Annotated in this window: 8 protein-coding genes and 3 pseudogenes; 6 read left to right on the top strand and 5 right to left on the bottom strand. The window is 59.5% G+C overall.

The window, feature by feature from the left end; translation table 11 throughout:
• The 5 genes and pseudogenes from J0I64_RS22180 to J0I64_RS22160 form a co-directional block, all read left to right on the top strand.
• Positions 1-417: pseudogene (locus J0I64_RS22180) on the top strand (hypothetical protein); the annotation flags it as partial.
• 29 nt (positions 418-446) lie between these two features.
• Positions 447-1,256, top strand: a complete 810-nt coding sequence (locus J0I64_RS22175; RefSeq protein WP_291412402.1) for an ATP-binding protein — start codon at positions 447-449, stop codon at positions 1,254-1,256.
• Between the two features lie 204 nt (positions 1,257-1,460).
• Positions 1,461-2,732 (top strand): HAMP domain-containing sensor histidine kinase, encoded by a 1,272-nt coding sequence (locus tag J0I64_RS22170; protein ID WP_291412400.1) that lies wholly within the window; start codon positions 1,461-1,463, stop codon positions 2,730-2,732.
• On the top strand, positions 2,729-3,838 hold the full coding sequence (locus J0I64_RS22165; RefSeq protein WP_291412398.1) for a hypothetical protein: 1,110 nt from the start codon (positions 2,729-2,731) through the stop codon (positions 3,836-3,838). Before J0I64_RS22170 ends, J0I64_RS22165 begins: the two co-directional genes overlap by 4 nt.
• Entirely contained in the window at positions 3,835-4,515 is a 681-nt protein-coding gene (locus tag J0I64_RS22160; protein ID WP_291412396.1) for a hypothetical protein, read from the top strand. Before J0I64_RS22165 ends, J0I64_RS22160 begins: the two co-directional genes overlap by 4 nt.
• Before the next feature lie 109 nt (positions 4,516-4,624).
• Here the strand turns inward: J0I64_RS22160 and J0I64_RS22155 are convergent, their stop codons facing one another.
• The 3 genes and pseudogenes from J0I64_RS22155 to J0I64_RS22145 form a co-directional block, all read right to left on the bottom strand.
• Complete coding sequence (locus J0I64_RS22155) at positions 4,625-5,944, bottom strand: hypothetical protein (protein WP_291412394.1); 1,320 nt, start codon at positions 5,942-5,944, stop codon at positions 4,625-4,627.
• A pseudogene (locus J0I64_RS22150) lies at positions 5,937-6,513 on the bottom strand (SMC-Scp complex subunit ScpB). The gene J0I64_RS22155 and the pseudogene J0I64_RS22150 overlap by 8 nt, the downstream one beginning before the upstream one ends.
• A gap of 101 nt (positions 6,514-6,614) precedes the next feature.
• Complete coding sequence (locus tag J0I64_RS22145; RefSeq protein ID WP_291412404.1) at positions 6,615-7,529, bottom strand: DUF1403 family protein; 915 nt, start codon at positions 7,527-7,529, stop codon at positions 6,615-6,617.
• A 118-nt stretch (positions 7,530-7,647) separates the two neighbouring features.
• Between J0I64_RS22145 and J0I64_RS22140 the strand changes: the two genes are divergently transcribed.
• Positions 7,648-8,790, top strand: coding sequence for a tyrosine-type recombinase/integrase (locus J0I64_RS22140; protein ID WP_291412393.1), 1,143 nt, complete (start codon positions 7,648-7,650; stop codon positions 8,788-8,790).
• Between the two features lie 119 nt (positions 8,791-8,909).
• Here J0I64_RS22140 and J0I64_RS22135 read toward each other — a convergent pair whose 3' ends face one another.
• Entirely contained in the window at positions 8,910-10,235 is a 1,326-nt protein-coding gene (locus tag J0I64_RS22135; protein ID WP_291412391.1) for an MFS transporter, read from the bottom strand.
• Positions 10,232-10,579, bottom strand: a pseudogene (locus tag J0I64_RS22130) (MBL fold metallo-hydrolase); the annotation flags it as partial. The pseudogene J0I64_RS22130 and the gene J0I64_RS22135, both read right to left, overlap by 4 nt.

Below are 10,579 nucleotides of genomic sequence, written 5' to 3'. Positions count from 1 at the left end.
CTAGTATTGAACCCCTATGGATTCACCAACACCAATACGATCCACCGGGTCTATTTTTTGGAAAAGTTGGACGACGCGACACGCAAGTTGATGGCCATTTCCCTCCTTACCAGCTTCTCGCAATTGTCTGCGGAATTGGTCGGGCGCCGATATGGATCGGGGGTACTGAAGCATGAGCCCCGGGAGGCCGAAAAGATTCGAATCTTATTGCCATCAGTCGATAAGGTGGCGATCGATAAGGCCTTCAAGAAAATCGACCGTGACTTAAGGGACGGGGAGCGCGAGAGCGCGATGGCGCGGGCCGATCGTTTTATCTTTCAGGCGGCTGGGGTCGTCCCCTGGGAGGGCGTCTCAAAACATCTGAGTAATGCGCTGGAGCGCATTCGGCAGAACCGTCGTCCCACGCGCAAAATTTAAGGCGCTTCATCAGCGCATCGGTGGAACATATGACTGAGATGACCGAGACAGCGGACGCGAAAAAGGCTCGGGCCTTAATCGAGGAGGAACTAAAAAAATCTGCTCCCGATTGGCAACTCATCGAACAGTGGAGCCGAGCACGGGTCGAGTCCGACCCAGATAACGTCCGCTTCACGGTGGATGCAGGTCATATCCAGCGGCTGGGAGCCGAACTGGTCGGTAAGCAGGACACCGCACTCTCTGAACTCATAAAGAACGCCTATGACGCTGACGCCACGAAAGTCGTTTTGACATTCTCAGATTATCAACGGCCCGGTGGAACGCTCGTGATCGAGGACGATGGGTCCGGCATGCTTGACGACGTCATCCGCTCATCGTGGATGAGAATTTCTACGCCATCTAAAGTCGATCAACCCCTATCGCCCATCTATCGACGGACCCGGGCCGGCAAAAAGGGTATCGGCCGCTTCTCTGTGCAGAGGCTGGGTAAATGGCTTTATCTTGAAACCCGACCGCGGGGATCAACCATCGGCTTTCGTGTCAAATTTAGTTGGGACGAGGAGTTTCGCGCGGGTCGAGACCTGAACGAAGTCTTCAGCCATATTGAGCGTTTCGACAAGCCAGCCGACGAATGTGGCACCACTTTGAGGATAGTCGACCTGAGAGATGGCTGGAGCGAAACGGCCCTGGCCAAAGTCTGGCGGTCGGTTCTCCTTTTACAGCCACCATTTCCAATCGCCCGCACGGAACCTTTGGCCGAACACCCAACCTCAGCAGACCCGGGTTTTGCTGTCAGCATCAATGGCATAAGCCGCGAAGCCAAGCGCTTGGAATACTAGATTGAGACAACTTTCCTGTCCCAGGCCTTCGCGACGATAACTGCCACCATCGACGCTAAGGGCCAGGCAGAGGTTCGCGTCCGTTCACCCAGAATTAGTCTGGATGATCGTCAGGTTTTCGAGAAAAAGTTCTTAGTGACCGGTCCAACATCGCTGCGCGCCTCGTACTTTATATATCATAGCACGACCCTGTCAGGGATGAGCATGACCTCGGCAGCAGAGTTGGGACGGACCTTCGGCGGAATCCGAATCTATAGAAACGGTTTTCGAGTGCTTCCCTACGGTGAAGCAGCTGACGACTGGCTTGAACTCGACAAAGATGTCTCGCGACGTGACCTACTCATCCCTGCCAACAACCGAAATTTCTTCGGCCACGTCGAATTGGGCACGGAAAGCAATCCGCTCTTCGAGGAAACCAGCAGCCGGGAAGGTCTGCTGGAAAACGAAGCCTATGTGGAACTGAAGCAGTTTGTGCGAGATGCGGTAGAGTGGTCGGCAAAACGGGTCGCTGCTGCTCGCAACCGCAAACAGGACGCCGGGCAGCGCAATTTCGTGCCGGAACCCCGCCGACCCTCTGAATACCTTCGGGTTGTTCGTGAAAATATGGAGATTTCGCCAACCTCGAGCCCCGACGCTGTGCAAACCGAACGTGTCTTGGCAAAGGCAGAGGCCATCGCCACAGAGTTCGAGCAGCGGGTTGAGGAACTGCAGTCGGCATCATTGGAATACGAGGAAATGCTTCGGCTGCTCGCGTCACTCGGCTTGTCCATCAGCGTATTTGGGCACGAGGTCAAAGGGGCCCGGGATGCGCTCCGTGCGAGGATGGACCTACTGGAGGACGCGATCGCTGCCGTTCCCGACCTTCAACACAAGAAGGCGCTCGAGCGGCAATTCGTCGAGCTCAAGCTTGGCTCGGATCGAATGTTCGATATTGGAGGTTACATTGCGGGCTTGATGTCCACCACAGAAAGCAGGCAGCTCCGACCGCTTTCTGTCAGCGGTGCTCTTCAGCGTTTCGCGACGCAGTTTAATGAATATATGACCCGCCAGAACATTGAGTTTGAGGTGGTCGTCAATCCACCAACACTACGAACAACACCGATGCACGGCAGTGAACTGGATTCGGTTCTGCTCAACTTCCTGACTAATGCTATCAAGTCGATGCGCAGCGCCCGTGTGAAAGAACGGAAGGTTCGCATGGATGCTAGATCCGAGGGACAGTATATCGTTGTTGGTTTTGAAGACACAGGTCCAGGCGTCGCCACGGCCGATCGACAGCGGGTATTCGACGCCTTCTTCACGACCACTATGGCAGCTGACGATGATGGCGTGTCGGGCCCTGGAACTGGGCTGGGACTGAAGATCGTCAGTGACATTGCATCCAGTTATGGCGGCTCCGTATCTGTCGAAGACGCTTCGCCGGGCTATGGATGTCGCTTCGAGTTTCGAGTTTTGGCAATGGGAGAAGAGACGTGACGCGCAAGGGGATCTTCGTGGACGACGCAGACCTCGTTTATGCCGAAACGCTATCGACGACCGGCGAGCTCGACTTTGAGCCGCGCGAGGTTGCCGAGGTTGCAGTTTTGGCTCGCAACATTGTCAGCGAACAGCCTCTCATCGTTGCGATAGACTACCGCCTCGACGAAGCGCCGGCAGGGCTGCAGTCCGATCAAACTTATAAAGGGAGCGCGCTGGCCCAGCACTTGCGAGATGCTTCCATCGAGCGACCAGACCATGACTTCGCCCTAGTGCTTGTTTCGGCTGAGAGCAAGATCAAGGCGCTGTACCGTCCGGACAAAACCGCGCACGACCTTTTTGATCGGGTCTATGTCAAGGAAGACATCAACAAACGGCGCGCAGCGATCAGACGGGAACTGATCAGTCTGTGCCAGGGCTACGAGAAGCTCCGGTCGGTGGGCAACAAATACGATATCCTCGATCTAATGGCAGGAACCGAGGCTGAGCGCCCATCTGTCGATGTTCAGGAAATCCGCACCAAGCTATCCGAGGCCGCGGCACCCCACGTCGCGGCCCGCATTCTGTTCACCCTAATCGATCGCCAGGGGCCACTCTTAGACACACGGAACGCCTGCGCCTATCTCGGAATCGAGCCGGGCGATGGCAAGACCGCGACCGAGGTGATGCAGGAGGCGGGCATCGGTTACGAGGGTATTTTCGGGGACGCGTGGCCTCGCTGGTGGGCCAATCGTTTGGAAACTTGGGCGCAGGATGTGTTCAAGCGCCGTGCCACGGGTTTGCCCGCTTCGGACAGGGCAAGGTTGTTGTCCGAGAGGACTGGACGAGAGTTCAGTCCCGCCCGTTCTCCCTGGAACAAATCGCCTGACGAGCTGATCTCCTTTGCTTGCGCTTCGTGCGGACGCGGGACGGAGCTTCGGCATTCTCTGGCGGCGTTCGACTTGACCCAACCGCGATATACCGTCCGCCGCCGAATTTGCTGGGACTGCATACAGACCGACCAATATGAAGCGGTCGAACCGCCACTAGCGATCGATGATGCGGACAGGGAACTGGCGCAACAAGTTAAGGGGCGCGACAGAGGGTCGGACGGTGTTGCGTCATGACGATTTCTGCTGGCGAGGCTGGAGACGCGATGGCCACTATAGCGGCCACGTTGGAACGCCATAACGTCGTAGAGTCCGAGGGTTACGCCGTCCTTCAGCGGTTGGCACGCGAGCTCAAACTGAAGAAAGATGCAACCGCATGGTCGGTTGAAGTCGACCGCGGTGCGCCTATTTTGTTCAGGCGGACCACCGACGAAAAGGGTAGATGGCTTAAGCCTCGGGTGGTCGCCAAGGGCATCGAGGTCGAACAAGGTGACGGAACAGCTTTGCCATTCCGGGCCTTGGACATTGCGCTCGAGGTGGATGATGATACCAACGGCTCGTTGTCGCGTTGGCACCTTGATCTGGCCAACAAAACAGCCGGCGTCTCGCAGTCGGGTCCGGTCACGCATCTACAATTCGGCGGGCATAACCACGGCGACCGCGAACACGACCACAAGCTCAAAGTGCCTCGATGGTGCCATCCACCGATGGAAGTTGCATTATTGTGCGAAGTTGTGGCGGCGAACTTCTATGAGGAAGAATGGCTTGGCCTAAGGGACGAGCCCAATTGGTGCCAGGCGATCTGCCTTTACCAGCAGCTGTGCTACAAATTCTATTTTGAGCGAATGGCAAATAGTCTCTCTGTTAGCTCCAGCACCGCGCTGAGCGGCATGTGGGCAAGCACGTATAGCTAATCTTGAGCGTTGTCAGCGCTGCACCGGTGCCGCCAATCGCCGCTTTGGTGAAAACGAACTGCCCATCTGCAACTATCGAACGACACAACCAGACGCGGCATTCACGCAATCACCAAGGCTCGCAAAGCGCGATCAAGAATGTCTCCCGATCTGCAGGCGGTGACCCGACACGGCCCAGAGCGCGATCAATCAAGGAAACAACCACTCGCCGAGCCAATCGGCGTGCGCGGACGCGGACGTCACTAGAAATCGGCCCCATCTGCCTCCCATGCACGTACGCGCTCCGCAGGTCGAAAAGATCAGTATATTCCTGGCCGGCACCGACTTGTTCGAGCAATCGCTCGACACGAGTGCTCATGATTCTCGTGACCGATCGACCTGCCCGCGGATCGCCCTTTGGTTTTTGGAAGTCTGAATGCAGACCTAAGGCCGCCTCGAATACGGTCAGATGCGCCATGAATTCGTCGATTCCAGAGGAATAGAAGGCGCGCACGAGGAAATGTCGTATCGGAGCGTCGAATAGGACGCTCTCCATTGCTAAAACTGTTTGGCTCCAGGCAGTGTCATTCACAAGAGCGGGCAGCCCTTCCGCATCGTCGGCTAGTCTGTAATGAGCCGGTACCTCGACATCGACCACGTCTCCATAGTGGTCGAAAGTTTCGGTCGTCCAGGTCAAACTGCTTTCCAATGGTGGCGGATTGGCACGCACACATAGATCGGTGCTTACCGAGTAGACCCATGGAATACGGAAACCGCGCCAATCCACCTCGATTGCTTCCGACCAATCTTCCCAAGGCGCCAGCAGGACATGGAACAACGCCCGTTCTACTGCGGGCGGAAACCGGTCTTCATGGGCAGTAATCGCTCCCAGATCTCTGTTCATGGCATACACGAGGGGGGTTGTCCGCTGTCCAGGCTCGGTATCGAGCGGGACAGTCTCCCGCACCACCAACCAGTAGAATTGTGCGAGATCTTCCCAGTTCGGCCTGACTTGGGGGAAGGCACGGGCAAGACGCTCAGCGTCGATTATCGAGCGAAGCTCCTCAGCCGATAAGCGCCCAACCCAGTTGTCCCCGAAGCTGACCACCGGAGGCCTTTCGGCCCAGTCGAGGGGGCATAGGTGAATTACGGTGGCTGTTTGCGCGGTCAGGGCCAAGTGTAGCTGCAGTGCTGCCTCGTCTTCAGGAAGCGCCAATTCTTGGCGATCAACCGGGATTAACAAAGGACAACCCAACGACTTCAAAATTTCCCAAAGGGACATGGTGAACCAGAAGGCGCTTCCCACGTCATAGGCACCTATGCAAGCCTCTTTGAGCCTCACAAACTCTGGCGACCGGAACATGTTGTCAGGTCGCTGCCCGCCACGTCGCCATAAGCTTTGTACGGCATCCCGAACCGACGGCGGCACCGACCAAGTAGCATCAGTCATCGAACTGTTCCCATGCATCGCCCTTGGCCGATTCTACGAACATACTGAGGTTTCCAATAGACGGTCCCAGTAAGCCTGCATCCGCCACTGCTTCGATATCGGGTAGTTCCCGCAGCGTATCGAGCCCGAAATGCTCCAAGAAGCTCTTGGTCGTCACATAGGTGAATGGCGCCCCCGCCGTCGGGCTGCGCGGCCCCGCGGTGATCATGTTCTTGTCGCGCAGCGCCCCGATCACGTCCCGCGACACATCCCGGCCCAGAATCTCGGACACCCCTGCCCGCCGGCTGGTGATAGGCAATTGACACCAGCACCATGGCCTCGTTCTGGGTCAGATCAACCCTACGGTCCGGCACGGCAGCAGACGTGGCTATCGCATCGGCATAGGCAGTTCGGGTGCGGAACGCCCAGCCCCCAGAGACATCGACCACGTCATAGGGTTTGCCGCGGAGAGCTTCGCGGATGTCATCAATCAGCAGGTCAATGCTGGCGTCGCGGCCGACAACCCGCGCCAGGGCTTCCCGCTCCACCGGCTTTGGTGCCGCGAACAGCACCGCCTCAATCCGGTTCATCCACTCGCGCCAACGTAGCTCCGCCGGCATATCGGCCAGTTCGGCATCGAAGATTGGTGGTTCCGCATCTGTCCGTTTGCGCCTGGCCATCTGTTTTGCCCTCACAGCCCGTAGAGTCGGAACGTCGGCCGGCCGCTGAGCTCGCGCACGGCGCCTAACTCTCCCAAGCGATCGAACAGCCGCCGAGCACCGCGCGCCGACAGTTTTGGGCTCGACCAGGAGCCCGGCACTGCGTCATCGGACAGCAGCAGTTTGATGACCTCGCCAGAACCTTTGGCTCGGAGCTTTGGCGCCACTTCCACCAGTCTTGCGGCTCGCTGCGCCAAATCGGCGCCGAGCTCGCACGCCTCCGCCGCCGCGGTCGCGTAGGCCAAGAACACCGCCCTGCCCCAGCCTTCTCCTCCGGGCCGGATGCGCTTCCGGTTTTCGCCCGACTTGAAGACCGATGAGGCCACCTGCCCCGTTAGCAGCGGCACCGGAACGGGCCATCTAAACTTCTGGGCGAGCACCATGTCGCCAAGCCAGAACGCTAGCAACTCAGCATCGGGCCGGACCCGATAGACGGCGGCGGCAATCTCGGCCGCCAGCATTGGCGCCGGCCGCGACGACACGACCATATCCTCCGCATTGGCCACCACCTCGGTGAGGGCGTCATCCCAGTGCAGCCCAAAATGCTGTTCGGCGACCGACCGTGCCATTTCCTCGTCGCATCCGGTGGTCCGGCTGGCCAATCGGCGCCAGGCCATCAGCAGGTGACCGGAAGGGCCAGGATCGTCGCCGGTGCCGCGCAAATAGTGGGTGTCGCGGAGGGCCGATTCATCCTCGCGCCGGCCGGTCAAATTTACCGCCGCCGCGGCGCTCTGCAGGGCCAGACGCTGACGCCAGGCGCCGGCCCAGGAAAAGTCCTGACGCACTAGATTATCCAAGGAATTCAGGGCCGCACCGGCGGCGTAAGCCGCATCTGCATCGTGGAAAACCAGACCGCGTGGTCGCGCCCACACCGGCACTTTTGGCATCAGCGGGGGATCGGAAGGGACCAAATCAGCGCGTGATTTCATGCCGGGAGGCTAACATGCCACGGCGCTTTTCGCCATACAACGCGCAGTTATGCGCCCCACATGTCGGCGATTTATAATGACCGATAATCTTGCATTATCGGACGTTCTGGTCATTATAGAGGGAATGGTCCAAAAACCCGACGAAATCGCTGAAAACGACGCCGGCAACGTCCCCCTGCCCTCTGCTGCAGATGCGGAACCCGTCGGCAATTCAGCCGTGTCGGTTCCGGCCGGCGAACTGGCCCATTTGCGGGCCCTCGCAGATCGCGCCCGGGACTATGTCGAGGCAGCCAGCTCGACAAATACCCGGCTGGCCTATGCCTCGGACTGGAAGCACTTTTCCAGCTGGTGTCGCCGGCAGCGGCTCGAAGTGCTGCCGCCAGATCCGCAGACGGTTGGCCTTTACATCACCGCCTGCGCGTCCGGGGAGGCGACGGGATCGGCCAACGCGGTCAGCACGATCGAACGGCGCCTCTCGGCTCTTTCGTGGAACTATGCGCAGCGCGGCCAGGCTCTGGACCGCAAGGATCGCCATATTGCGACAGTGATAGCTGGCATTCGCAACGTCCATGCGAAACCGCCCCGGCAAAAGGAGGCTGTCCTCCCCGAGGACCTCATAGCCATGCTCGAGACACTGGATCGCGGCACCCTTCGCGGTCTTCGCGACCGCGCAATGCTGCTCATAGGCTTCGCGGGCGGTCTTCGACGTTCTGAAATCGTCGGACTCGATGCCGGCGAAGGGCAGAGCGAGGACGGCCGTGGTTGGATCGAGATCCTAGAAAAAGGCATGGTCCTGAATATTCGTGGCAAAACTGGCTGGCGCGAGGTCGAAATCGGCCGCGGATCCTCTGATGCCACCTGCCCCGTTGTAGCCGTCGAAACCTGGCTCAAGCTGGCGCGGCTCGCGCATGGACCGCTGTTTCGCCGTGTGATTGGGCAGGGCAAGGCCGTAGGCGGCGATCGACTAAACGACAAGCAGGTCGCCCGCCTGGTCAAGACAGCGGCATTGGCGGCCGGCGTACGGGGCGACCTTTCGGAAGATGCGCGAGGTGCCTTGTTCGCGGGCCATTCTCTGCGGGCTGGTCTCGCCTCATCGGCCGAAGTCGACGAGCGCTATGTTCAAAAGCAGCTCGGACACGTTTCGGCCGAGATGACGCGGCGCTATCAACGCCGGCGGGATCGGTTCCGCGTGAACCTTACAAAGGCCGCAGGGCTGTAGCCCCCTGCCCCGCTCGTTTGCCGCTCTCGACCCCATCTCGGTCGTAGAGCGTGGCATTCTCAATGCCTGAAAGCTGCCATGCGGCGAGGTCCCTGTTGGCACGGGTATCAGCACCCGTGTTAAACCAGATCTTCCGGGTTTAATCGTGGATGGGTCTCTTCGCCAAATACCCACAACACCAACCCCGACATCATCATCGAAAGTGCCACGAACCAGAACGTCGCCTCGAGAGCGCCGCTGAAATGGGCAACCAAGCCAAGCCCGAGCGCTCCGATGCCGTACCCAAGGTCGCGCCAGAACCGGTAGATGCCGATGGCCGAACCGCGCCAGTTGGGCGGTGCGATGTCGGCCACGGCTGCCGACAGATTGGGATAGAGCAGGGCCATGCCGAAGCCGGCGATGGCGGCTGATGCGGCCCACCACCATACGCCGCTACCCATCACGACCATGGCGACCCCAAAGCCCGAAATCCACATGCCAAGGACATTGGGCCAATGACGCCCCACGTGATCTGAAAGTCGTCCTGTGAAGAGTTGTGAGCCGCCCCAAGTGAAGCCATAGGCGCCGACGATCCAGCCGATGGACGCGAGGTCCATGCCCTTCTGGAACAGGAACACCGGAAAGATGACCCAGACCAGCGCATCGACGAATTTCTCGACCAGCCCGGCCTGGCTGATGGCGGCCATGCGTCGGTCGCGCCAGGACATCAGGGTGAACACTTCCCAGGTCGTGGGACTGTCGGAGATGTTGCGGGGATAGCGCGGGCGATAGGCGCTGCTTTTGCCTGTGGTGTTGGCGGCCGCCTCTGCCTTGGCCCAAGGAAGGGTATCGCGAACCCAGACCAGGGTCAGCACCAGCGCAGTGATCACGACAGCGAGCCCGAAGATCAGCAGCCCCAGCCTGGCGCCAAGCGCCGTTGCAGCATAGCCGGTGACAATGCCCGCTACCGCAACGCCGACATAACCGGCAAATTCATTGAGGCCGATGGTCAGCCCGCGCTGGTCAGCACGGGTGATGTCGAGCTTGGAGGTTTGGGTCATCGACCAGGCCAGACCCTGATTTATGCCGAGGAGCACGGTTGCCGCGACGATCCAGTTCCAGTCGGGCGCGAAATAGATCATGAACGGGACAGGCAACGCCGCGATCCAGCCGAGCAGCAGCACGCGTTTCCGTCCAATTCGCTCGGCCAGCCGACCGGCAACGAAGTTCAGCACACCTTTGACCATGCCGAAAGCGACAACAAAGGCGGTCAGGAGGATGAAGGAGCCACGGGCCACACCGAACTCGGCTTCGGCCAGCGCCGGCACCACTGTCCGCATCATGCCCAGAGCAAAGCCCACCAGCATGACCTGGAGCAACTGATGGACGAACTGTGTCAGGTTCTCCCGAATGCCCCGTGTGAGCCTGCCTACATTGTCACCCGAAAACACTGCACCATCGCTCATGCGACGATTTCCAGCCCGGCATTGCGGGCGCGGTTGGCGGCTGCCTCCGGCGGCGGTGGCGGGATGTCAGCGACCATTTTCGCTACGAACTCACTTTCGTCAGCAATGCGGAATGCCTTGTTGAAGCGCTTTTCGAACCCAATGGTCGAAGTTGGCTTGCCGCTGAGGCTGCGTCCGCATACCGAGCCGGAAAAGGCCCCAGGCAACACCTCCATATGGTCAGGCAGTGCTTTGAGACGTTCCGCACTGGCAAACAGCGCCCGGGCACCATCCTCGGCGCTGCTGGCAAGTTCGGTCCGCCCCATGTCGCCCACCATCAATGTGTGGCCGGCCAGCACGAACCA

The organism is Devosia sp. (assembly GCF_017307565.1).
Taxonomy (GTDB): domain Bacteria; phylum Pseudomonadota; class Alphaproteobacteria; order Rhizobiales; family Devosiaceae; genus Devosia.
This window is presented reverse-complemented; position numbering and strand designations above follow the sequence as displayed.